At 72.4% G+C, this 23871-nt stretch carries 21 protein-coding genes; 13 read left to right on the plus strand and 8 right to left on the minus strand.

Annotated features, from left to right (window positions below):
• The first annotated feature begins 17 nt into the window (after window positions 1-17).
• On the plus strand, window positions 18-3287 hold the full coding sequence (lysX, locus tag ACLF5H_RS02240; RefSeq protein WP_421674389.1) for a bifunctional lysylphosphatidylglycerol synthetase/lysine--tRNA ligase LysX: 3270 nt from the start codon (window positions 18-20) through the stop codon (window positions 3285-3287).
• A gap of 225 nt (window positions 3288-3512) precedes the next feature.
• Window positions 3513-4361, plus strand: coding sequence for a polysaccharide deacetylase family protein (locus ACLF5H_RS02245; protein WP_421674390.1), 849 nt, complete (start codon window positions 3513-3515; stop codon window positions 4359-4361).
• A 34-nt stretch (window positions 4362-4395) separates the two neighbouring features.
• On the opposite strand, the gene ACLF5H_RS02250 is transcribed toward ACLF5H_RS02245, so the two are convergent.
• Window positions 4396-5088, minus strand: coding sequence for a class F sortase (locus ACLF5H_RS02250; RefSeq protein WP_421674425.1), 693 nt, complete (start codon window positions 5086-5088; stop codon window positions 4396-4398).
• A 334-nt stretch (window positions 5089-5422) separates the two neighbouring features.
• Here ACLF5H_RS02250 and ACLF5H_RS02255 point away from each other — a divergent pair, with 334 nt between their 5' ends.
• Window positions 5423-6391 carry a hypothetical protein gene (locus tag ACLF5H_RS02255; protein ID WP_421674391.1) on the plus strand — a complete coding sequence of 323 codons (969 nt, stop codon included), beginning with the start codon at window positions 5423-5425 and terminating at the stop codon, window positions 6389-6391.
• Between the two features lie 87 nt (window positions 6392-6478).
• Here ACLF5H_RS02255 and ACLF5H_RS02260 read toward each other — a convergent pair whose 3' ends face one another.
• Complete coding sequence (locus ACLF5H_RS02260) at window positions 6479-7243, minus strand: hypothetical protein (protein ID WP_421674392.1); 765 nt, start codon at window positions 7241-7243, stop codon at window positions 6479-6481.
• Between the two features lie 32 nt (window positions 7244-7275).
• Window positions 7276-7404 (minus strand): hypothetical protein, encoded by a 129-nt coding sequence (locus tag ACLF5H_RS02265; protein ID WP_258399564.1) that lies wholly within the window; start codon window positions 7402-7404, stop codon window positions 7276-7278.
• A 22-nt stretch (window positions 7405-7426) separates the two neighbouring features.
• Between ACLF5H_RS02265 and ACLF5H_RS02270 the strand changes: the two genes are divergently transcribed.
• From ACLF5H_RS02270 to ACLF5H_RS02280, 3 genes are all read left to right on the plus strand, one after another.
• Window positions 7427-7669, plus strand: a complete 243-nt coding sequence (locus ACLF5H_RS02270) for a hypothetical protein (RefSeq protein WP_421674393.1) — start codon at window positions 7427-7429, stop codon at window positions 7667-7669.
• A gap of 837 nt (window positions 7670-8506) precedes the next feature.
• Window positions 8507-9319, plus strand: coding sequence for an SAM-dependent methyltransferase (locus ACLF5H_RS02275; RefSeq protein WP_421674394.1), 813 nt, complete (start codon window positions 8507-8509; stop codon window positions 9317-9319).
• Entirely contained in the window at window positions 9316-11457 is a 2142-nt protein-coding gene (locus tag ACLF5H_RS02280) for a putative bifunctional diguanylate cyclase/phosphodiesterase (protein ID WP_421674395.1), read from the plus strand. The genes ACLF5H_RS02275 and ACLF5H_RS02280 overlap by 4 nt, the downstream gene beginning before the upstream one ends.
• Window positions 11458-11553: 96 nt before the next feature.
• On the opposite strand, the gene ACLF5H_RS02285 is transcribed toward ACLF5H_RS02280, so the two are convergent.
• Window positions 11554-12438, minus strand: a complete 885-nt coding sequence (locus tag ACLF5H_RS02285; RefSeq protein WP_421674396.1) for a LysR family transcriptional regulator — start codon at window positions 12436-12438, stop codon at window positions 11554-11556.
• Between the two features lie 120 nt (window positions 12439-12558).
• On the opposite strand from ACLF5H_RS02285, the gene ACLF5H_RS02290 reads away from it, so the two are divergent.
• From ACLF5H_RS02290 to ACLF5H_RS02310, 5 genes are all read left to right on the plus strand, one after another.
• On the plus strand, window positions 12559-13230 hold the full coding sequence (locus tag ACLF5H_RS02290; RefSeq protein WP_421674426.1) for a succinate dehydrogenase: 672 nt from the start codon (window positions 12559-12561) through the stop codon (window positions 13228-13230).
• Between the two features lies 1 nt (window position 13231).
• A complete protein-coding gene (locus ACLF5H_RS02295) occupies window positions 13232-15181 on the plus strand; it encodes a fumarate reductase/succinate dehydrogenase flavoprotein subunit (protein ID WP_421674397.1) in 1950 nt (649 codons plus the stop codon).
• Entirely contained in the window at window positions 15178-15927 is a 750-nt protein-coding gene (locus tag ACLF5H_RS02300; protein ID WP_421674398.1) for a succinate dehydrogenase/fumarate reductase iron-sulfur subunit, read from the plus strand. Before ACLF5H_RS02295 ends, ACLF5H_RS02300 begins: the two co-directional genes overlap by 4 nt.
• Before the next feature lie 250 nt (window positions 15928-16177).
• Entirely contained in the window at window positions 16178-16948 is a 771-nt protein-coding gene (locus ACLF5H_RS02305) for a GNAT family N-acetyltransferase (RefSeq protein WP_421674399.1), read from the plus strand.
• Window positions 16948-17826, plus strand: coding sequence for a lysophospholipid acyltransferase family protein (locus ACLF5H_RS02310; protein ID WP_421674400.1), 879 nt, complete (start codon window positions 16948-16950; stop codon window positions 17824-17826). The genes ACLF5H_RS02305 and ACLF5H_RS02310 overlap by 1 nt, the downstream gene beginning before the upstream one ends.
• Window positions 17827-17899: 73 nt before the next feature.
• Here the strand turns inward: ACLF5H_RS02310 and ACLF5H_RS02315 are convergent, their stop codons facing one another.
• The 3 genes from ACLF5H_RS02315 to ACLF5H_RS02325 all read right to left on the minus strand — a co-directional run bounded on the left by ACLF5H_RS02315 (window position 17900) and on the right by ACLF5H_RS02325 (window position 21551).
• Entirely contained in the window at window positions 17900-20233 is a 2334-nt protein-coding gene (locus ACLF5H_RS02315) for an ATP-binding cassette domain-containing protein (protein WP_421674401.1), read from the minus strand.
• A 29-nt stretch (window positions 20234-20262) separates the two neighbouring features.
• Window positions 20263-20457: an antitoxin gene (locus ACLF5H_RS02320; protein WP_421674402.1), complete on the minus strand. Its 195-nt coding sequence runs from the start codon at window positions 20455-20457 to the stop codon at window positions 20263-20265.
• Window positions 20458-20543: 86 nt separating this feature from the next.
• Window positions 20544-21551, minus strand: a complete 1008-nt coding sequence (locus ACLF5H_RS02325) for an LLM class flavin-dependent oxidoreductase (protein ID WP_421674403.1) — start codon at window positions 21549-21551, stop codon at window positions 20544-20546.
• Between the two features lie 86 nt (window positions 21552-21637).
• Here ACLF5H_RS02325 and ACLF5H_RS02330 point away from each other — a divergent pair, with 86 nt between their 5' ends.
• Window positions 21638-22144, plus strand: a complete 507-nt coding sequence (locus ACLF5H_RS02330; RefSeq protein ID WP_421674427.1) for an LNS2 domain-containing protein — start codon at window positions 21638-21640, stop codon at window positions 22142-22144.
• 23 nt (window positions 22145-22167) lie between these two features.
• Here the strand turns inward: ACLF5H_RS02330 and ACLF5H_RS02335 are convergent, their stop codons facing one another.
• Window positions 22168-22383 (minus strand): dodecin, encoded by a 216-nt coding sequence (locus ACLF5H_RS02335; protein WP_037656965.1) that lies wholly within the window; start codon window positions 22381-22383, stop codon window positions 22168-22170.
• Window positions 22384-22610: 227 nt separating this feature from the next.
• On the opposite strand from ACLF5H_RS02335, the gene ACLF5H_RS02340 reads away from it, so the two are divergent.
• A complete protein-coding gene (locus ACLF5H_RS02340) occupies window positions 22611-23867 on the plus strand; it encodes an extracellular solute-binding protein (protein WP_421674404.1) in 1257 nt (418 codons plus the stop codon).
• Window positions 23868-23871: the final 4 nt, after the last annotated feature.

Consider the following 23871-nt stretch of genomic DNA (forward strand, 5'->3'; position numbering starts at 1 on the left):
CTCCCTAGAGTCGGAACATGACCGCCACCGCGGAGCCCGCCGCGCGCAGCAACGGCGCGGGGGAGGATCCCCCGGCCGGCGGCGGGCGGCTCGGCCGGGTGCCCGAGGCGTTCGGGGGGCTGTTCGCCGGGCTGGGGCTGCTGTGCGCGGCGATCGCGCTGGTGGAGCCCCTGCGCCGGGTGCTGCGCCCGCTCGTGCGGACCATCGATCTGCTGCTGGTCCCGATCAGCGCCAACCTCGCCTACGCGGTCTTCCTGTTCCTGCTGGCCGGGGCCACCGCCGCCCGCAAGAAGGTCGCCTGGTGGCTGGTCGTCGTCTATCTGGGCCTGCTCGTCCTCAGCGACGCGCTCGGCCTCGCCCTCGGCCTGTACGCCCAGTCGCTGCCCTCCCTGATCCTGTGCGGCCTGCTGCTGGCCCTGCTGCTCGTGGCCCGCCGGGAGTTCTACGCAGCCTCCCGCCGCGGCGCCGTGTGGCGCGCCCTCGCCGTGCTGCTCGGCGGGCTCGCCGTCGCGATCCTGCTCGGCTGGGGCCTGGTCCTGCTGTTCCCGGGCACCCTCCCGGCCGACGAGCACCTGGCCTGGGCCGCCGACCGGGTCTGCGGTGGCCTCGTCTCCAGCAGCTCCTTCGCCGGGCACCCGCCCCGCGAGGTCACCTTCGTGCTCGGCCTGCTCGGCGCCCTCGCCCTGCTCAACGCCGCCGCCGCGCTGTTCCGTTCACAGCGCCTGGAGGCCGCCCTGCACGGCGACGAGGAGGCCCGCATCCGGGCCCTGCTCCTGCGGTACGGCGACCGCGACTCCCTCGGCTACTTCGCGACCCGCCGCGACAAGGCCGTCGTCTTCTCGCCCAGCGGCAAGGCCGCCGTCACCTACCGCGTCGAGGTCGGGGTCTGCCTGGCCAGCGGCGACCCCGTCGGCGACCCGGAGGCCTGGCCGCACGCCATCGCCGCCTGGCTGGACCTGGCCCGCCGCTACGCCTGGGCGCCCGCCGTGATGGGCGCCTCCGAGGACGGCGCCCGCGCCTACGCCCGCGCGGGCCTCGGCGCCCTGCAGCTCGGTGACGAGGCGATCCTGCACGTCGCCGGGTTCGATCTGGACGGCCGGGACATGCGGGTCACCCGGCAGGCCGTGCACCGGGTCCGCCGCAGTGGCGCCACCTGCCGCATCCGCCGCCACGCCTCGCTCGGCGAACGGGAGATGGAGGAGATCGTCGACCGGGCCGACGCCTGGCGCGACACCGAGACCGAGCGCGGCTTCTCCATGGCCCTGGACCGGCTCGGCGACCCCGCCGACGGCGACTGCCTGCTCGTGGAGGCCTGCGGCGAGGACCGCAGGCTCCTCGCGCTGCTCTCCTTCGTGCCCTGGGGCACCGACGGCGTCTCCCTGGACCTGATGCGCCGCGACCGCGCCGCGCCCAACGGCGTGATGGAGTTCATGGTCACCGAACTGTGCGCCGCCGCACCGAAGTTGGGTATCCACCGGATCTCCCTGAACTTCGCCGTGTTCCGTTCGGTCTTCGAGGAGGGCGCCCGGATCGGCGCCGGGCCCGTCCTGCGGCTCTGGCGCCGCCTGCTGCTGTTCTTCTCCCGCTGGTGGCAGCTGGAGGCCCTGTACCGCTCCAACGCCAAGTACCACCCCGAGTGGTACCCGCGCTTCATCTGCTACGGCGAGACCGCCTCCCTCGCCCGGATCGGCCTGGCCTCCGGCATCGCCGAGGGCTTCGTCCCCGTGCCGTCCCTGCGCACCCTGTGGGGCAAGGGGCACCGCGCGACCGACCGGCCGCCCGCGCCCCCGGCCCCGCCGCTTCCGACCGCGCCCGCCCCGGACACCGGTGCCGCGTCCGCCGAGCCGGGCGGGTCCCTGCCCGACCAGGTCCGCGTCCGCCACCACAAGCTCGACCGGCTGCGCGCCGACGGCACCGACCCCTACCCCGTCGGCGTCCGCCCCCCGACCCACGCCCTCGCCGACGTCCCGCCCGGCGAGCACGTCACCGTCGCCGGGCGGATCATGCTGGTCCGCGACCTCGGCGGGATCGTCTTCGTCGTGCTCCGCGACTGGTCCGGCGACCACCAGATCGCCCTCACCCGCGAGGGCCCCGGCGCCGCCCTCGCCCGCTTCACCGCCGACGCCGACATCGGCGACCACATCACCGTCACCGGGATGAGCGGCCTCAGCGACCGGGGCGAGCCCACCGTCTTCGCCACCGCCTGGCAGCTCACCGGCAAGTGCCTGCGCCCGCTGCCCGACAAGCGCCGGGGCCTGACCGACCCCGAGGCCAGGGTTCGGCTGCGCCACCTCGACCTGATCACCCGGCCCGCCGCCCGCGCCGTGCTCCGGGCCCGCTCCGCCGCCGTGGGGGCGCTGCGCCAGGGGCTCCTGAGCCGCGGCTACGTCGAGGTCGAGACCCCGGTGCTCCAGCGGATCCACGGCGGCGCCAACGCCCGCCCCTTCACCACCCACAGCAACGCCTACGACCTCGACCTGTATCTGCGCATCGCCCCCGAGCTGTACCTCAAACGGCTCTGCGTCGGCGGCCTGGAGAAGGTCTTCGAACTCGGCCGCACCTTCCGCAACGAGGGCGTGTCACCCAAGCACAACCCCGAGTTCACCATGCTGGAGGCGTATCAGGCGTACGCCGACTACGACGTGATGCTCGACCTCGCCCGCGAACTGATCCAGGGCGCCGCCACCGCCGCCCACGGCGCCCCGGTGGCCCGCAGCGGGACCGAGGAGTACGACATCTCCGGGCACTGGCCGGTGAAGACGGTGTACGGCGCCCTGTCCGAGGCCCTCGGCGAGGAGATCGGCCCCGGCACCGAACTGCTGCGCCTGCACCGGCTGTGCGACCGCGCCTCGGTGCCGTACACGGCGGACGACCAACCCGCCGACATCGTCCTGGAGATGTACGAGCGGCTGGTCGAGGAGCGCACCCAACTGCCCACCTTCTACAAGGACTTCCCGACCGCCGTCTCCCCGCTGACCCGGCAGCACCGCGCCGATGCCCGGCTCGCCGAACGCTGGGACCTCGTCGCCTTCGGCATGGAACTCGGCACCGCCTACTCCGAGTTGACCGACCCCGTCGAACAGCGCCGCAGGCTCACCGAGCAGTCGCTGCGCGCGGCCGGTGGGGATCCCGAGGCCATGGAACTCGACGAGGACTTCCTCCAGGCCCTGGACTACGCGATGCCCCCGACCGGCGGCCTCGGCCTCGGCGTCGACCGGCTCGTCATGTTCCTCACCGGCCGCACGATCCGGGAGACCCTGCCGTTCCCGCTGGTGCGCCGCCGCTGACCCCCGGCCCCGGTCCCGTGGGCTCGGGCGGCCCTGGTGCGGGTCCGCAGGGCGGCCGACGGTGGTCACGCCAACTCGACCCGCCCCCCTGACCGTTGTCATGACGGGGCCCGTGCCGACCGAAGGGGGGTACGGGGGCGCCCCCGCTGGTCCGACCGGGTGGAATACCGCCCGCACGCCGTGCCGTTGCGGTGCGGCGACCCCTCGGGGGGCGACTGATGAGTCATGCAGAAGGATCAGTTGTTCACACGTCGTCGCATGCTCCTCGCCGGTGCCGCCGCCCTGGGCGCGGCCGGTACCGCTGGACTCATCGTGGCGGGCGCCGACGAGGAGGGCGCCCGGACCGCCGCCGTCGCCCCCGCGCCCGCCCCCGGCCCCCAGGCCCGCCAGGCGCCCCTGAAGTCCTCCGCCTTCCGGCTCCAGCCGCTCACCGGAGGCACCCCGCCGCACTCCGCGCCGCGGAGACTGAAGGTGCGCACCGAACCGGTCTTCCGGATCTCCGAGCACGGCCGGCAGATGATGCTCACCTTCGACGACGGCCCCAATCCCGATTACACCCCGCACATCCTGGACACCCTCGCCAAGCACGACGTACGGGCGATGTTCTTCCTGTGCGGCGAGTGCGTCGAGGCCAACCCGCACCTGGTGGCCCGGATGGCGGAGGACGGCCATGTCGTCGGCAACCACACCTGGACCCATCCCCTGCTGACCACCCTCGACCGCTCGGAGATCAAGTCCGAGATGGAACGCACCAGTCACATCATCGAGAAGTTCTACGGCGAGCTCCCGCAATGGTTCCGCGCCCCCTACGGCGCCTGGAACAAGGCCACCTTCCAGCTCGAAGCGGAGATGGGCATGGAGCCGATGGCCTGGACGATCGACACCACCGACTGGGACACGCCCGGCACCGACGTCATCATCGACCGGGTGGAGAGCGGCGCCGCGCCGGGCGTGGTGATCCTCTCGCACGACGCCGGGGGCGACCGTTCGCAGACCGTGGCGGCCATCCAGGAGTGGCTGCCCTATCTGCTCGACAGCGGATACCACCTCACGGTGCCGAACCGGCGCGTCTGACCCCCCGCCCGAACGCCCGCCGGGCCGCGGTGGTTCAGGTGACCGCGACCAGGCGGGCGAAGACCACGACATTGCCGTCGTAGCCGTTCTGCTTGGAGAAACCGCCGCCGCAGGTGATGACCCGCAATTCCGGGGTGCCCTTGGAGCCGTACACCCGGTCGCCGGGGAAGCCGGCCTTGGAGAAGACCTCGACGCCGTAGATCTCGAACACCGCCGTCCTGCCGTCCTTGCGCAGGACCTCGACGCGGTTCCCCTTCTTCAGGGCCCCGAGTCCGTAGAACACGGCGGGGCCCTGCTGGTTGTCGACATGGCCGACGATGACCGAGGTGCCCTTCTCGCCGGGGGAGACCGCGCCGGTGAACCAGCCCGCCAGATCGGGGTCTTCGGGCGGCGGCGCGCTCACCGCGCCGGTCGGGTCCAGGCCCACGGGGGTGACCGGCGCGTCCACATGGATCGCCGGGATCCGCACCCGGTCCGCCGCGGAGAACGTCAGCGGTACGGGTCCGGTGGGCGGCGGGCTCTGCGGGGCGCGGGTGTCCGGGGCGGCCTGCGAGGCGGGCTGCGGCGGGCCGGCGTCGAACTCGCCCGAGCCGTTGCGCAGGAGTGCCAGACCGGAGAGCAGCAGCAGCGCCATCACACCCCACGGGGCGCGCCGCCGGCGCCGTACGGCGTCGTCCTCGTCCTCCTCGGCGAGCCGGGCGGGCTGGTACAGCCGGGGCGCGGACATGCGCCGTCCCGTCTCCAAGCGTGGGTCGTCCGCTGCGTTGCGCATGGGAAAAAGCTAAGTCCCGCGCGGGCACCCGGCGACGGGCCGAGTGGCGAACGGGTGGCCCGTCACCCGTGTGGTGCGCCATCCGAGTTGCCGTTCCCAGGAATTTTCTGACGGTCCGTGACCTGCGGCTATATCCGATTGTCAGGTTGTCGTGCGGTGTGTCGGATCACCAGGACGGACCATTCTCGACATGCGGGCGTGTTCCGTGCGCCGGAGGGTCTTTGCTGGGAGGTGCTTTCTCGCCGATCGACCGGGGACGGGCCCCGGGGTGCCTTCCGCGGAGGATCACATGCGAAACCAACGCGCCCTGGCGGCCGCGTGCACCGCGGTGGCCGTGCTCGGGCTCGCCGCCCCCGTGGCCGTCGCGGACGGCATGGGCAACGGGGGCGGCACCACGGGAGGCACGGGCACCGGCTCGGGGACCATCGTCGGTCCCGGCACCGGTGTCGGCAACTTCGGGAACGGCAACGTCGGAATCGGTGGCGGGGGCGGAAATCTTGGTGGCGGTGGCGGGGGCGGCGGAGGCGGGAACTTCGGCGGCGGGGGCGGCGGGGGCGGGAACTTCGGCGGCGGGGGCGGCGGCGGAGGCGGCGGAGGCGGGGGCGGCAACGGGATCGGGAACGGAGGCGGCAACTTCGGCAACGGGAACGGCAACTTCGGCAACGGCAACGGGAATTTCAACGGGAACGGCGGCTTCAACGGGAACGGCCGATTCGAGGGCCACTTCAACGGCACCATCAGCGGCAACGGCCGGATCAGCAGCAACGGCCGGGGCGACGACTTCGGTCATGGCCGGGGCGACGACTTCGGACCCGGCGGCGGCCTCGGCGGTGACTTCGGCAACGGGCCCGGCGGTGACAACGGGCTGCGCAACATCGTCGTCTCGCCGAGCGTGGTCGCGGCCGGGGGCCGGCTGACGGTCACCGTGCAGGGCTGCAGGCGCGGCGGCGAGATGGCCTCCCGCGCCTTCCGCACCGCCCCGCTGACGCCGTTCCGGGACGACACCTCGCGCGGGGTCGTCTACGTCAACCGCAACGCCCGCTCGGGCCGGTACGACATCTCCGTGCGCTGCGACGGCCGCACCATCACCCGGCCCCGGGCCTTCACGGTGATCGGCGGGGTCAACGGCGGGCTCGGCGGCAGCAGGACCGGCGGCGCGACGACCACGGACATGGCCATCGGCGGCGGCCTGGTCGGCGTGGCCCTGATCGGCGGCGGAGCGTACTGGCTGCGCCGCAGGGGCGAGCGGCGGGCCTGAGGGGGATCCCCGAGAAACGCCCGGACCGGCGGCCACTGTGCGCGGGCCGCCGGTCCAGGACTCCTGCGGTCGGACCGTCCGGTCCGCTCAGCTCTTGATGCCCGGGAACAGATTGAGGAACGGCTCGGCGGTCACCGCGATGCCCCGGCTGTAGGGGGCGTCCAGGTCCCAGATCAGGAACAGCATGAAGGCGATGGTCGCGGAGAACAGCCCGGCCAGGAGCAACTCCCTTCTGGTGCGCCGGATCTGGAGCGCGAACACCATCCCGACGGTGACCACCGCCCCGGTGAGCAGCCCCCACCACACCACCGAGGGCATGGTGGCGCCCGTCGAATCGCCCCGTGCGTTGCGGGCCTGGTCCGCGGCGGCCATCTGATCCAGCAGCGGCTGGTACGCCTGCGCCTCGAAGTCGTTCTTCGGCTGGTAGTCGGTGACGTCCTCACGGACCTTCTGGAGCAGCGCGGTCCCGTGGTCGGTGATGCGCTCCTGACGGGCCATCGTGGGCCACTCGGAGTGCACGACATAGCTGACATAGGAGTTGACATCGGCCCGGATGAGGTCTCGGGTCTCCGGCGGATACACCCGCACCCGCTCCGAGATCTCGTGCAGCGCCTGCGCCTCGGACTGCACGTAATTCTGGGCGGAGTCACGCGCCTCCCACACGCCCGCGATGGCCAGACCCAGGACGATCGCGTACACGACACCGATCCACATCGTCATGTACTCGATGACGTCCGGGGTCTCATTGGGGTCCTCGTCCTCGGGTGCCCGCCGGTGCCGTACGAAGGTCACGAGGACCACCACGACACAGGCGCCCAGCATCCCGAGGACGAGAACAAGCCAATCCGACAACGGATACCTCCAGAGGTGAACTGCCCGACGGGTCAGCGCGGGCGCAGGGCCACGACGGCGACGATCGCGGGTACGGCGATGAGCAGGACGTAGGTGACGGGCGCGGTGTGGCCCGGGGCGGGCCGGCCGGCCGGATGCGGGTGGTACGCCGGGAAGCTCACCGGCGTCGTCGAAGGCCGCGGCGTGGGCGTGGGCTTGGGCTTCGGGGCCGGTACGGGCTGCGGCGCGGGCGGGGGAGTCGGGGTGGGCGTCGGCCGGGGCGCCCGGACGGGCGGCGCGGGCTTCGGCGTGGGCCGCTGCCTGGGTGTCGGCGTCAGATCGGAAGAGCGTCGTGGATTCAGGAGAATCATCACCCAGCTCCTGCGCCGCCTGCTTCTCGCGGCTCTCCGCCTGATGCATGTCGAGAAGGAGGTCGGCTCCGACTGATGCCCGTTCGTACTCGATGGCAGCGGCTTCGGCGCGGGCGGCGGCGTAGGGGTCGGTGTGGGGGTAGGCGTCGGGGTGGGGGTCGGGGTGGGCGGGCACGTCGGCGGGGGCGGCGGCGGTGGGCAGTGCCGGTGCGGCGGCCGGTGGTGGCGGTACGGGGGAGCCGGCCGGTGGTGACGGCCGCCGGAGAGAGCCACCGAGGCGCCCCCCGCGAAGGCCCAGGCACCGCCCGCGAAGGCCGAGTTGCCACCCCCCGAGGCCGCGACCGAGACATCGCCCGCCGAGGCCACCGCCACGGTGCCGTCCGGCCCCGTGGAGGCGTACGCGCAGGCGTCGGCCGACGCACGGCCGACCGGGCAGCCCGTCAGCGCGCAGGCCAGCGCCAGGAGGGCCAACGCCCTTGGGGCGGGCGCGCGTCGGGTCACGTGGAGTCCATGCACCCGGAGATCATGGGGCGCGCGGAGCGGCCGTAACCCGGACTGCGGCGGTATTGGTCCGAAGGAGGGATAAAGCCGATCAGCGGTTTGACGATCGGATGAGTCCGACATGGCCGAAAGGGCACCTCAGTTCGACCCTTGAATCACGGGAGGACGTCACCGGATCGTCAAACTGGCGGTCCTGCGGGGCGTCACCCGTCCCGGTGGCGTGCGGTGGACGGCGGTGGACGCGGTCCTCGGCCCCGGACGTCACCGAGCGGGGTCGGCCGGGCACTTCCCGCAGGCAGTGACCGGGAACGGACGGTCAATTTCCGGTTCGGGTCGCTCCTTTGGCGGGCGATCAGTAGCCTCAGCTCGAACACCGGATCGCCTACGTCCACGTCCCCGCCTTGGAGAGATAATGGAGCGTCCCGCCTGGGCCCCACGCAGCATCGACATCTCGGTGCCGAGCGTCTCGCGCATCTACGACTACTACCTGGGCGGTTCGCACAACTTCGAGGTCGACCGGGAGGCCGCCCGCAAGGCCATGGACTTCATGCCGGGGCTGCCCAAGACGATGCAGGCCAACCGCGCTTTCCTGCGCCGGGCCGTGCGCTTCGCCGGGCAGCAGGGCATCACCCAGTTCCTGGACATCGGCTCCGGCATCCCGACGTACGGCAATGTCCACGAGATAGCCCAGACCGCCGTCCCCGGCGCGCGTGTCGTCTACGTCGACCACGACCCGGTCGCCGTCGCGCACAGCCAGGCCGTGCTCGCGGGCAACGACACCGCGGACGTGGCCGCGGCGGACCTGCGCAAGCCGCAGGAGATCCTCGCCAGCCCCGAAGTGCTGCGGCTGATCGACCTGAACCGGCCAGTCGCCCTCCTCCTCGTTGCCATACTGCACTTCGTGGAAGACGCGGACGACCCCTACGGTGCGGTGGCCGAGCTGCGCGAGGCGCTCGCGCCCGGCAGCATGCTGATCCTCACCCATGCCTCGTACGAGGGAATCCCGGTGTCCGCGGAGCGGGCCGAGGGCGCGGTGGACGTATACAAGGACATTCGCAACCCGCTGATCATGCGCTCGCGCGACGAGGTCGCGCGGTTCTTCGAGGGGTACGACATGGTGGAACCCGGACTGGTGCCGATGCCGCTCTGGCGCCCGGAATCCGCGCCGGAGGACGAGGATCCGTTCGCCTTCGCCGGATACGCCGGTGTGGGGCGTACGGCGTGAGCGCGGAACCGGACGGGCCGGAGGACAGACTGCGCCGGCTGACGACGATCTGGAGCCGGGCGCTGTACCCGGTGACCTCGACGTCGCTCACCCGCGCCGAGTTCGAGGCACAACTCCTGCCGCTCGTGCGCCGGTTGAGCGAGCTGCTGCGGGCCCGGAGCTTCGACGCGGACGCCGCGAAGACGGTCGGCGCGGCCCTGGTGGAGGCGCACTGCACCGACCCCGAGGCGCTCTCGCGGACCCTGGACTGCGTGGACGCCTACCTGGTGCTCTACTGCGGCGGGGACGGCCCGCAGGACGAACTGCGCATGCGTTCCTCGCGGTTGCAGCACGCGATGGCCGCGGGCTACGCGCACGCGCTGCGCAGGCGGACCCTGGCCGAGCAAGAGGCCATCGCCCAGGCCGCGTTGCGGGCCCAGGGCGTGGTGGCGCAGGCGCTGCACGCGAGCGAGGCCCGCTTTCGCGCGGTCTTCGAGGGCGCCGCCATAGGGATCGGCATCGCCGACCTCGACGGCCACATCCTCCAGGTCAACGAGGCGCTGCTGCGCATGTTCGGGCTCACCCAGCAGTCGCTGCGCGGCCGCCGGGTGCAGGACTGGACCCATCCCGACGACGCCCCGCAGACCTGGCGGCTCTACGACGAACTGGTGCGCGGCGACCGCGAGCACTACCACCTGGAGAAGGCCTTCAACCGGCCCGACGGCACGGTGCTCTGGACCAATCTGACGGTCTCCCTGCTGCGCGACGCCGACGGCGGACCGCAGTACCAGCTCGCGCTCATGGAGGACACCACTGAGCGCCGGCTGCTCAACCTGCGGCTGCGGTACGAGGCGACGCACGACGCGCTCACCGGACTGCCCAACCGCACGCTGTTCTTCGAGCGGTTGGAGAAGGTCCTCGCCGCCGGGGACGGCCAGCGCTTCGGGCTGTGCTACCTCGACCTGGACGGCTTCAAGACCATCAACGACAGCCTCGGCCACGCGGCCGGTGACCGGCTCCTGGTGGAGGTCGCCGACCGTCTCCAGTCCTGTGCGACCGCGCCCGGTGAGATGGTCGCCCGGCTCGGCGGCGACGAGTTCGTGGCGCTGACCACCGGCCCCGGCACCGACCGCACCGTGGACGAACTGGCCGAGCGCATCATGAACGCGCTGGTCACCCCGGTCAGCATCGACGGCCGGGATCTGCTGGTGCGCGGCAGTCTCGGCATCGTGGAGGGCCCGGCGGGCGAGCGGACGGCCGCCGAGGTGCTGCGCAGCGCGGACATCACCATGTACCGGGCCAAGTCGGCGGGCGGCAACCGCTGCGAACTGGCCGACCCGGAGGCGGACGCCCGCGCCATCACCCGGCACGGCCTGACCACGGCCCTGCCCACCGCCCTGGAACGCGGCGAGTTCTTCATCGAGTACCAGCCGCTGGTGCACCTCGGCGACGGCAGCGTGCGCGGCGCGGAGGCGCTGGTGCGCTGGCTGCACCCGCAGCACGGAGTGCTCGGCCCCGACCGCTTCATCCCGCTCGCCGAGCACACCGGGCTGATCGTGCCGCTCGGCCGCTGGGTCCTGGAGGAGTCGATCCGGCAGGCCCGCGCCTGGCGGGAGCGGCACGGCGGGCGGCACGCCGGGCCGCTGCGGATCAACGTCAACCTGTCCCCGTGCCAGCTCAGCCACCCCGGTCTGGTCCAGGACACGGTGGACATCCTCGAACGCGCGGGCGTCACCCCCGACGCCCTGTGCCTGGAGGTCACCGAGTCCGCGCTCATCGGCGCCGACGACGATCTGCTCAAACCCCTGCGCAGGCTCGCCGAGATGGGCGTGGACATCGCCCTGGACGACTTCGGCACCGGCTACTCGAACCTGGCCAATCTGCGCCGCCTGCCGGTGAGCGTCCTCAAACTGGACCGCTCCTTCACCCAGGGCATGCAGCAGTTCCCCGCCGACCCCGTCGACCTGAAGATCGTCGAGGGCATCGTCACCCTCGCCCACAGCCTCGACCTCGCCGTCACCGTCGAGGGCGTGGAAACCGGCGCCCAGGCCGAACAACTCCGCGTCCTGGGCTGCGACACGGCCCAGGGCTGGTACTACGCCCGTCCGGGCCCCCCGGAGAGACTGCACGAGCTGGCACTGGCGGACGCGAAGGGATGAGCGGCCGGAGCGGCGGGGCCGGACCCTCGCCGCTCAGGGGCCTCCGCGCACCAGCCCCTCACCGCACCAGCCTCTCACTCTCACCGCTCCAGCCCCTCACCGCTCCAGCAACATCCGCTGAAGCTCCCGCGCGGCCCTCGGCGGATCCACATCACTGCGATGCGCCAGCGCGATCACCCGATGCAACCCCGGCCGGGCGAGCGGGGTGACCCGCAGCCCCGGTCCCGCCCTGGTCGCGACCATCCGGGGTACGACCGCCACCCCGAGCCCCGCCCGGACGAACCCCAGCACCGCGTCCATCTCACCCCCCTCGACGGCGAACTCCGGCTCGAACCCGGCGGAGCGGCACGCCGCGACGGTCAGCTCCCGCAGGTCGTACCCGTGCCGGAACATCACCAGACGCTCACGCTCCAGGTCGGCGATGTGCACGAGCCGCCCGCCCCGCCCGGGCGCCGGTGCCTCCGGGGAGGAGACGACGACCAGGTCCTCGCGCAGCACCTCCCGCGTGGTCAGCGCGGGCGACGGCGTCGGCAGCGGCAGCACGATCAGCGCGAGGTCCAGCGCGCCCCGGGCCAGCTCCCGCACCAGGTCGTGGGAGCCGCCCTCCTCGATCATGAGCCGGATGCCCGGATAGCGGTCGTGGAAGGCGCGCAGCACATCCGGCAGCAGGCCCGTGCACAGGCTCGGCGTCGCACCGAGCCGCACCCGGCCCCGGCGCAGCTGCACCAGCTCCTGCACCTCCTGCCGGGCGGTGTCCGCGTCGGCGAGGATCCGCCGGGCCAGCGGCAGCAGCGCCCCGCCCGCGTCGGTGAGCGTGATGTTGCCCCGCGCGCGCAGGAACAGATCCGCGCCCAGCTCCCGCTCCAGCGCCTTGATCTGCTGCGACAGCGACGGCTGGGCCACATGCACCAGCTCGGCGGCATGGGTGAAGTGCCGGGTCTCGGCGACGGCCACGAAATACTGGAGCTGCTGGAGCTGCATACAGCAACGATAGCTCCAGCCTATGGAAACGAGCCGCACCATGTCTTGGACCGATCGGGACGTTCGGCCCTAGCGTGCTGTTCCATGGCTCTGGCAACGCGGACGGACCGACGGCCGTCCATGGCGCGCACGATGTGGGACTCCTCCGTCGGCAAGAAGACGGTGATGGCCGTCAGCGGTCTGATCATGCTGCTCTACCTGGTGGTGCACATGATCGGAAACCTGAAGATCTACTTCGGGGCGGGCGAGTTCAATCACTACGCCCACTGGCTGCGCACCGTCGGCGAACCCTTCATGCACTACGAGTGGACCCTCTGGCTCGTCCGGATCGTGCTCGTCGTCGCCGTGGTCGCCCACGCCACGTCCGCGTACCAGCTCAGCCGCCGCGACATCAGGGCGCGGCCCAGCAAGTACGTCCACCGCAGGCCCCGGGCGAGCTACGCCACGCGCACCATGCGCTGGGGCGGGATCATCCTCGGCCTGTTCATCGTCTGGCACATCCTGGACCTGACCACCGGCACCGTGCACTCCGGCGGCTTCCAGCCCGGCCACCCGTACCAGAACGTCGTGGACACCTTCTCCACCTGGTACGGCGACGTGATCTACATCGTCGCGATGCTCGCGCTCGGCCTGCACGTCCGGCACGGCTTCTGGAGCGCCGCGCAGACCCTCGGCGTCGGCAGCCGGGCCCGCGACCGCGCCCTGAAGACCGCCGCGAACGTTCTCGCGCTGCTGCTCACGGCCGGCTTCATCGCCGTACCCGTGGGCGTCATGACCGGAGTGGTGAGCTGACATGACCGACTACGTGAACTACCCGACCGGCGAACCCGTCGCCGACACCAAGGCCCCCGCGGGACCGGTCCACGAGCGCTGGGACACCCGCCGCTTCGAGGCCAAGCTGGTCAACCCGGCCAACCGGCGCAAGCACACGGTCATCGTGGTCGGCACCGGCCTCGCCGGCGGCTCCGCGGGCGCCACCCTGGCCGAACAGGGCTACCACGTCGTCCAGTTCTGTTATCAGGACTCCCCGCGCCGCGCCCACTCCATCGCCGCGCAGGGCGGCATCAACGCCGCGAAGAACTACCGCAACGACGGCGACTCGGTCCACCGGCTGTTCTACGACACCGTCAAGGGCGGCGACTTCCGCGCCCGCGAGTCCAACGTCGCCCGCCTGGCGCAGATCTCCGTGGAGATCATCGACCAGTGCGTGGCGCAGGGCGTGCCCTTCGCCCGTGAGTACGGCGGCCTGCTCGACACCCGCTCCTTCGGCGGCGTCCAGGTCTCCCGCACCTTCTACGCCCGCGGCCAGACCGGCCAGCAGCTGCTCCTGGGCGCCTACCAGGCCCTGAGCAGGCAGATCGCCGCCGGGAACGTGGAGATGCATCCGCGCACCGAGATGCTGGACCTGATCGTCGTGGACGGGCGGGCGCGCGGCATCGTGGCCCGGGACCTGATCACGGGCCGTATCGACACGTACTTCGCGGACGCGGTCGTCCTCGCCTCCGGCGGCTACGGCAATGTCTTCTACCTGTCGACCAACGCCATGAACTCCAACGCGACCGCGATCTGGCGGGCGCACCGGCGCGGCGCCTACTTCGCCAACCCCTGCTTCACGCAGATCCATCCGACGTGCATCCCGCGCACCGGCGACCACCAGTCCAAGCTCACCCTGATGAGCGAGTCGCTGCGCAACGACGGCCGGATCTGGGTGCCCCGGGCCAAGGGCGACGACCGCCCGCCGAACCGGATCCCCGAGGACGAGCGCGACTACTACCTGGAGCGCATCTACCCCTCCTTCGGCAACCTGGTCCCGCGCGACATCGCCTCCCGCGCCGCGAAGAACGTCTGCGACGAGGGCCGGGGGGTCGGCCCCGGCGGCCAGGGCGTCTACCTGGACTTCGCGGACGCGATCCGGCGGATGGGCCGGGCGGCCGTGGAGGCCAAGTACGGCAACCTCTTCGACATGTACCAGCGGATCACCGACGAGGATCCGTACGAGGTGCCGATGCGGATCTACCCGGCCGTGCACTACACGATGGGCGGACTGTGGGTCGACTACGACCTCCAGACCACCGTCCCCGGCCTGTTCGCCGTCGGCGAGGCCAACTTCTCCGACCACGGCGCGAACCGGCTCGGCGCCTCCGCGCTGATGCAGGGCCTGGCCGACGGCTACTTCGTGCTCCCGGCCACCATCAACGACTACCTGGCCCGCAACCCCCACCAGGACCCGGTCACCGCCGAACACCCGGACGTACAGGAGGTGCTGGCGGAGACCGAGGACCGGCTGAACCTGTTGCTGGCCGTCGACGGCGACCGCACCCCGGACTCCTTCCACCGCGAACTCGGCGAGGTCATGTGGGAGTTCTGCGGCATGGCCCGCACCGACGAGGGCCTGCGCAAGGCCCTGGAGCGCATCCCCGAGATCCGCGAGGAGTTCTGGCGGCGCATCAAGGTCCCCGGCACCGGCGAGGAGTTCAACCAGTCGCTGGAGAAGGCCAACCGCATCGTCGACTATCTCGAACTCGCCGAACTCATGTGCCTCGACGCACTGCACCGCGCCGAGTCCTGCGGCGGCCACTTCCGCGAGGAGTCCCAGACCCCGGACGGCGAAGCCGCCCGCAGGGACGAGGAGTTCGCCTACGCGGCCGCCTGGGAGTTCGCCGGTACGGGCTCCGCTCCCGTGCTGCACAAGGAAGACCTGGTCTTCGAGTACGTCCACCCCACCCAGCGGAGCTACGCATGAAGCTCACCCTGCGCGTCTGGCGGCAGCAGAACGCCGACGCCGACGGCACGATGTCCACCTACGAGGTGGACGGCATCTCGTCCGACATGTCCTTCCTGGAGATGCTGGACCTCCTCAACGAGCGGCTCATCCTCTCCGGCGAGGACCCGGTCGCCTTCGACCACGACTGCCGCGAGGGCATCTGCGGCGCCTGCTCCCTGGTGATCAACGGGGACGCGCACGGACCCGAGCGGACCACCACCTGCCAGCTGCACATGCGGTCCTTCGAGGACGGCGACACGATCGACATCGAGCCCTGGCGGGCCGCCGCGTTCCCGGTGATCAAGGACCTCGTGGTCGACCGGTCCGCGTTCGACCGGATCATCCAGGCCGGCGGCTACGTCACCGCGCCCACCGGATCCGCGCCCGAGGCACACGCCACGCCGGTGCCGAAGGCGGACGCCGACTTCGCGTTCGAGCACGCCGAGTGCATCGGCTGCGGAGCCTGCGTGGCGGCGTGCCCCAACGGCGCGGCGATGCTGTTCACCTCGGCCAAGATCAACCATCTGAACGTGCTGCCGCAGGGCGCGCCCGAGCGGGAGACCCGGGTGCTCGACATGGTGGCGCAGATGGACGAGGAGGGCTTCGGCGGCTGCACGCTCGCGGGGGAGTGCGCCACCGCCTGCCCCAAGGGCATCCCGCTGATGTCCATCACCGGCATGAACCGGGAGTGGCTGCGGGCCACCCGGAAGGCGGGCAAGCGGTAACGCCACTCGCACACACAGCCGTTCGCCGACAGGGGCGGGCGGACGGGGCCGGGAGCGTGGTGCTCACCCGGCCCCGTCTCGTGTCGCGCGCAGCCGCCCGGCGGCCCCGGCCGTTCAGCATTCCCACATCCGCTCTCCCGGCATCCGTCACGCGCCGGTCAACCGGCGTCGGAAGAACAGGAAAGGCGGGCCGCGGACCACCGGTCCGCCGCCGCTGTCGCCGAACCGGCCCCGTGACCAGGAGAGAGCCATGACCGGCGTTTCCACCCTCGACCGTCCCCCGCAGCCTGCCGCACCCGCCCGCTACACCGTCGCGCTCGCCCGCGACGAGGACGACGTGCGGGCCGCGCAGCGGCTGCGGTACGACGTCTTCGCCGGGGAGATGGGCGCCGCACTCGCCACCCCGCGGCCGGGCCACGACATCGACGCCTTCGACGCCCACTGCGATCATCTGCTGGTCCGCGACACGGTGACCGGGCAGGTCGTCGGCACCTACCGGCTGCTGCCGCCCGAGCGGGCCGCGGCCGCCGGACGGCTGTACTCCGAGGGCGAGTTCACGCTCGACGCGCTCGAGGCGATCCGCCCCGGCCTGGTCGAGGTCGGCCGTTCCTGTGTGCACCCCGACCACCGCGACGGCGCGGTCATCGGCCTGATCTGGGCCGGTATAGCCCGCTACATGACCGACCGGGGCCACGAGTGGCTGGCCGGCTGCTGCTCGATCCCGCTCGCCGACGGCGGCGCCCTCGCCACCGCCACCTGGGGCCGGGTGCGCGACAAGCACCTGGCGCCCGAGGAGTTCCGGGTACGACCGCTCACGCCCTGGACCCCGAACGACGAGGCCCCCGCCGGGCGCACCGAACTGCCCGCGCTGCTGCGCGGCTACCTCCGCCTCGGCGCCTGGGTGTGCGGGGAGCCCGCGCACGATGCGGACTTCGGGGTCGCCGATCTGTACGTGCTGCTGTCGATGCGCCGGGTCAACCCGCGCTATCTGCGGCACTTCCTCTCCCTCGTGCCGGCCTGATGAGCGTCTGGCTGCCCACCGCGCCCTGCACCCCGGACGCCTGTGTGGAACCGGCGCCCGCCACCGTCCCCGCGCCCCGGGCCGTGCTGCGGCTGGCCGCCGTCGCCGCCCTGGTGCTGGCCGGGATCGCCCTGTCCCCGCTCGGCCGGCGGATCCCCGCCGAGTGGATCGGGCGCTGGTGCCGGGCGGTCGTACGGGCCATCGGGGTACGGGCGAGCATCACCGGCGCGGTCGCGCCGGACGGCGGGCTGCTGCTGGTCGCCAACCATGTGTCCTGGCTGGACATCCCGCTGCTGACCGCCGTACGGCCGGCCAGGATGCTCGGCAAGACGGAGATACGGCGATGGCCGGTGGCGGGCGCCCTGGCCGCGCGGGGCGGGACCCTGTTCATCGAACGGGACCGGCTGCGGGCGCTGCCCGGCACGGTCGCGGTGATCGCCGACGCCCTGCGCACCGGCTCCGCCGTGGCCGCGTTCCCGGAGGGCAGCACCTGGTGCGGGCGCGCCCATGGCCGCTTCCACCGGGCCGTCTTCCAGGCGGCGCTGGACGCGGGCGTGCCCGTGCAGCCGGTCTGTCTGCGGTACTGGCTCCAGGACGGCGGTACGGGCACCGCCGCGGCCTTCGTCGGCGAGGACACCCTGCTCGCCTCCCTGTGGCGGGTGGCCCGCACCCGGGGGCTGGTCGCCGAGGTCCAGGTGCGCCCGCTGATCCCCCCGGACACCCACCCCGACCGCCGCGCCCTCGCCACCGCGGCCCAGCCGATCACCCCCGCCCCGACCTGGACCCACGCGGCCCTGGTCAACGACCACCGCACGACCACCCGCACCCTCGGCCGGACCTCGCCCGCCGACCAGGAGGGGATGACCCGGGCGGGGTGATCCGGAGGGGATTGTCCGGAGGGGATTGTCCGGAGGGGGCGACCCGGCAGGGGCAGCCCCTCGGGGGCGTCCCCTAGGGCATCACCCGGGCCAGATACGGCGCCGTCGCGCTGCCCTCCGACCGGGCCACCCGCTGCGGCGGCCCCGCGGCGACGACGCGGCCGCCCTGGTCGCCGCCGCCCGGGCCGAGGTCGATGACCCAGTCGGCGGCGGCGACCACCGTCATGTCGTGCTCGACCACGACGACGGTGTGCCCGTCGTCGACCAGGCCGTGCAGCCGGTCCATCAGGACCTCGACGTCGGCCGGGTGCAGTCCGGTGGTCGGCTCGTCCAGCAGATACAGGGTGTGGCCGCGGCGACCGCGCTGCAGCTCGCTCGCCAGCTTGATCCGCTGGGCCTCGCCGCCGGACAGCTCGGTCGCGGGCTGGCCGAGGCGCACATAGCCGAGGCCCACGTCGAGCAGCGTGCCGAGGCTCCGGGCGGCGGCCGGGACGTCCGCGAAGAACTCCGCCGCCGCCTCCACCGTGAGGTCCAGCACCTCGGCGATGTTCCGCCCCCGGTACGCCACCTGGAGGGTGTCGGGGTTGTAGCGGGCGCCGCCGTAGTCCGGGCAGGGCGCGTACGTGCTCGGCAGGAACAGCAGCTCGACGCCGACGAACCCCTCGCCCTGGCAGGTCTCGCAGCGGCCCCCGGCGACATTGAAGGAGAACCGCCCGACGCCGTACCCGCGCGTCCGCGCCTCGTCCGTCGCCGCGAACACCTTCCGCACCACGTCGAACAGCCCGGTGTACGTGGCCAGATTGGAGCGCGGGGTGCGGCCGATCGGCTTCTGGTCGACCCGCACCAGCCGGTCGACGCCCTCCGTCTCCTGCGTCAACTCGCCGATCAGCGTGGACTTACCCGACCCGGAGACCCCGGTGACGGCGGTGAACGCGCCCAGCGGGAACGCGGCCGTCACCTCGCGCAGGTTGTGCCGGGTCACCGGACCCACCGTCAACCAGCCGCGCGGTTCCCGGACTTCACGCGGCGGCCCCGGCGCCTCGTCGAAGAGGAACGCGGCCGTCGCCGACTCCTCGACCGACGCCAGTTCGGCGGGCGGCCCGCTGTACAGCACCCGCCCGCCGTGCTCGCCCGCGCCGGGCCCCACGTCCACCAGCCAGTCGGCGCCGCGCACCACCTCCAGATGGTGCTCCACCACGAACACCGAGTTCCCCGCCGCCTTCAGCCGGGCCAGCACGGTGAGCAGCGCCTCGGTGTCCGCCGGGTGCAGTCCCGCGGACGGCTCGTCCAGCACGTACACCACACCGAACAGTCCGGACCGCAACTGGGTGGCCAGCCGCAGCCGTTGCAGCTCGCCCGCCGAGAGGGTGGGGGTGGAGCGGTCCAGGCTCAGATAGCCGAGGCCGAGTTCGACCACCGGCGCGATCCGCGACTTCAGGTCCTCGGTGAGGACACGCGCCGTCTCCGAGTCGCCGTCCAGCATCTCGGCGAGGCCGGTCAGGGGCAGCGACGCCAGCTCGGCGATGGTGCGGCCGCCGACGGTCACCGCCATCGCCTCGGGCCGCAGCCGGCTGCCCCCGCACCCCGCACAGGGCGCGCTGGTCAAAAAGCGCTCCGCCTTGGCGCGCAGGGTCGGCGACTTGGTGTCGGCGAACGTCTTGAGCACATACCTGCGGGCGCTCATGTACGTGCCCTGGTACGGGCGTTGGATACGGTCCGCGTCCCGCACCGGATGCACCGTGACGACCGGCTGCTCGTCCGTGAACAGGATCCAGTGCCGCTGCTCGGCGGGCAGTTCACGCCAGGGGGCGTCCACATCGTGGCCGAGCGCGTCCAGGATGTCCCGCAGGTTCTTGCCCTGCCAGGCGCCCGGCCACGCGGCGATCGCGCCCTCGCGCACCGACAGCGCGGGATCCGGCACCAGCAACTCCTCGCTGGTGTCGTGCACCTGGCCCAGACCGTGGCACCGGGGGCAGGCGCCCGCCGCCGTGTTCGGCGAGAACGCGTCGGAATCCAGGCGCTCCGCGCCCGGCGGGTACTCCCCGGCACGCGAGAACAGCATGCGCAGGGAGTTGGAGAGATTGGTGACCGTGCCCACCGAGGAGCGCGAGGTGGGGGCCGCTCGGCGCTGCTGGAGCGAGACCGCGGGCGGCAGCCCGGTGATCTCACCGACCTTGGGCGCGCCGACCTGGTGGATCAGCCGACGGGCGTACGGCGCGACCGACTCGAAGTAACGGCGCTGGGCCTCGGCGTAGATGGTGCCGAACGCCAGGGACGACTTCCCCGAGCCGGACACCCCGGTGAACACGGCCAGTACGTCACGCGGGACGTCCACGTCGACGCCCCGGAGATTGTGCTCACGGGCGCCGCGGACGCGGACGCAGGGATCATGGGGGCTGTGGTGCATGGAAGACACACCCTATCCGCCCCCTACGGTCAGGACCGCGGCGGGTTGCCCGGGTCCTGCCGGGTGCCGAACTCGTCCCGCGCCTTGTCCTGGGCGGTGTCGACCTGCTTCTGGTACTTGTCGCCGGTGCGCTGGTCGATGTAGTCGCCACCCTTGTCGATGCCCTTGTCGGCCTGACTCTCGTGGCCCTTGATCATGCCCTTGAGCTTGTCCATGAAGGACATGGCGGTCCTCCTCCTCGCTTACGTCCTTGCCCTCCCAGGGTCACCGGCGCGGGCCCGCCTCGCATCTCGGGGCGCCGCCCCCGGGGTCAGGGAGCGGCGGCGAAGAGCGCGGCCAGCGCGCGGTAGGAGTCCAGCAGCGCCGTACGGTCGTAGCCGCTGGTGGTGACCAGGACCTCGGCCGCGCCGGTCTCCTTCAGCACCGACTCCAGCTCGTGCGCGACCTGGTCCGGGGTGCCCGCGAGCTGCCCGGCGAGCTGGGCGTCGTACGCCTCCCGCTCCCGCGCGGTCAGCGAGCGTGCCTCGGTCTCCTCGGCCGGGGCGAGCGGCGGGAAGGTGCCGTGCGTGCGGGCGTACGCCATCGACCACGCCTCCGGGACCAGCAGCCGCCGCGCGTCCTGCTCGGTGCCGGCGACCGCGACCGTCCCGGAGATCACCACATACGGCTCGGCCGCCCAGGGGGAGGGGCGGAACCCGGCGCGGTAGCGCTCGACACCGCGCAGCAGCCGCTCCCGGCCGCGCAGGTCCCCGATGACCAGGGGCAGTCCGGCCCGCGCCGCGATCGCCGCGCCCTCGCCCAGGGCCAGCACGAACGGCGGCACCCGCAGACCGTCCGCGGGCCGGGCGCGCACCCCCGTAGGGGACGCCCCGGAGAACCAGCCGAGCAGCTCGTCGAGCTGGGCCCCGAAGTCCTCGGCGTCCCCCTTGTCCCGGCCGAGCGCCCGGCGTACGCCGTCCGTGAAGCCCACCGAGCGTCCGAGGCCCATGTCGATCCGCCCCGGGAACAGCGACTCCAGCACCCCGAACTGCTCGGCGACCACCAGCGGCCGGTGGTTGGGCAGCATCACGCCGCCGGTGCCCACCCGGATCGTCCGGGTGGCGGCGGCCACCGCGGCGGCCAGCACGGTCGGCGCGGAACCGGCGACACCGGGCACACCGTGGTGCTCGGACACCCAGAACCGGTGGTAGCCGAGCGCCTCCGCCTCCCGTGCGAGGGCCACGGTGTCCCGCAGCGCCTCGGCGGGCGGGTGCCCCTGCCGGATGCGGGAACGGTCGAGGACGGAGAACCGGGTCCGGGCGATCACTGAACTGCTCACCTGTGGTTCAACGCCTCGACCGCCCGTGGATTCCCGCACGTGGCTAAGGTCTTGGTGTGAGCGACATCGGTATGAGCGGCATCGGTATGAGCGGCATCGGCGGGCGCGACGACAGCGCACGGCCGATCGCCGTGTTCGACCTCGACAACACCCTGGCGGACACCGCCCACCGGCAGCATTTCCTCCAGCGGCGGCCCAAGGACTGGGACGGGTTCTTCGGTGCCGCGCCCGCCGACCCGCCGCTCGCCGAGGGCGTCGAGCTGGCCCGGCGCAGCGCGCGGGACTGCGAGGTCGTCTATCTGACCGGCCGTCCGGAGCGGTACCGGCGCGACACCCTGGACTGGCTCGCCGCGCACGAACTGCCCGCCGGGGACCTGTACATGCGGGGCGACGCGGACCGCAGGCCCGCCCGGTTCACCAAGCTCGCGACCCTGCGCCGGCTCGCCCGGGGCCGCGCGGTGCGCTTCCTCGTGGACGACGACACGGTGGTGTGCGACGACGCCGAACGCGCCGGATTCACCGTGGTGCGGGCCCGCTGGGCCGAGGACTCCGCCGCGCTGCGCGAGGCCCAGGAGAAGGAGGGCCGTACCTGAGGCGGGACGCCCGAGGCGGTCGGTCAGTCGCCGTCCTCGATGCGGAAGCCCACCTTCAGGCCCACCTGGTAGTGCTCGATCCGCCCGTCCTCGATCTGGCCGCGGACCTGCGTCACCTCGAACCAGTCCAGGTTGCGCAGCGTCTGTCCGGCGCGGGTGATGCCGTTGCGGATGGCCTGGTCGAGGCCCTCGTGCGAGGTGCCGACGATCTCGGTGACCCGGTAGGTGTGGTCCGTCATCGGAGGCTCCTTGGGCCGGGGGACACGTCGTACTCCACGGTGCCGCATCCCGGCCCGCTCCGCACGGCGTAGCGGCCGTGACCTCGCGTAATCACCGATACCCCTTGACCTCGGCATTGGTCCATACCAAAATCCAGCCACACCCGTACGAGCCTGTGCGCTCGTCCCCCCACGTCGGGCCTTCACCCCTGTGCGCAAGCGCCATGCCAGACAGAACAGGACCCCTCGTGAGACGTCGTCTGCTCGCCCTCGGCTGTGTCACCGGCTGCCTCGTCAGCGGCTGCGGAATGCTCCCCGGCACCCATCAGCGCGAGACCGTCACCGTGTGGCTGATGAAGGACAGCGCCTCGGCGGACTTCCTCGACCGCTTCACCAAGGACTTTGAACACACCCATCCGGACCTGCGCCTGGACATCCGCATCCAGGACTGGACCGGCATCGTGGCGAAGGTCCGCAAGGCGCTCGCGGAGACCTCCGACGACGCGCCCGACGTGATCGAGGTCGGCAACACCCAGGTGCCGCTGTACGCCGACGGCGGCCGACTCGCTGATCTGACCCTGGAGTCGATGCGCGACTGGGGCAAGGACAAATGGCTGCCCGGACTCGCCGAACCCGGCAAGGACGGCAGCTCGCAGTACGGCATCCCCTGGTACGCCGCCAACCGCGTCGTCATCTACCGCAAGGACCTGTTCGCGCAGGCCGGCATCGCCCGTCCGCCGCGCACCCGCGCCGAATGGCTCGCCGACACCGAGAAGCTCGACTCCGGCCCGGACCAGGGGATCTACCTCGCCGGACAGGACTGGTACACGCTCTCCGGCTTCATCTGGGACGAGGGCGGCGACCTCGCCCGCAAGGTCGACGACTACCAGTGGAAGGGCGCCCTGGACACCCCCGCCGCGCTGCGCGGCATGGACTTCTACCGGCGGCTCCAGTCGCTGGGCGACGGACCCAAGGGCGCGGACGAGGAACACCCGCCCCAGGCCGGGGTGTTCGCCGGTGGCAGGGTGGCGCAGATCGTCGCCGTACCGGGACTCGCCCAGGCCATCGTGAAGCAGAACCCGGAACTCAAGGGGAAACTCGGCTACTTCCCGGTGCCCGGACCGAACGCCTCCCGGCCCGGCGCCGTGTTCACCGGCGGCTCCGACCTCGTCGTGGCGCAGAACACCAAGGACCAGTTCGCGGCGACCGCCGTCATCGGGGCGCTCACCGGCGCCAAATGGGACACCGAACTCGCCCGCACCATGAACTACGTGCCCAACAAGACCACATTGGCCGCCGCCGTCTCCGGCGAGGAGGGGGTCGCCGCCATGGCCGCGGGCGCGGCACACGGCAGAGCGACCCCCAACACCCCTCAGTGGGCGGACGTCGAGGCCGACAACCCGATCAAGCGGTACATGACCCTGGTGCTGACCGGGGCCGACCCGGCGACCGAGGCCCGCCGGGCGTCACAGAAGATCACCGAGAAGCTCACCCCGGACCTCTGAGCCG

It is taken from the genome of Streptomyces sp. LaBMicrA B280, assembly GCF_049222185.1.
Classification (GTDB): domain Bacteria; phylum Actinomycetota; class Actinomycetes; order Streptomycetales; family Streptomycetaceae; genus Streptomyces; species Streptomyces murinus.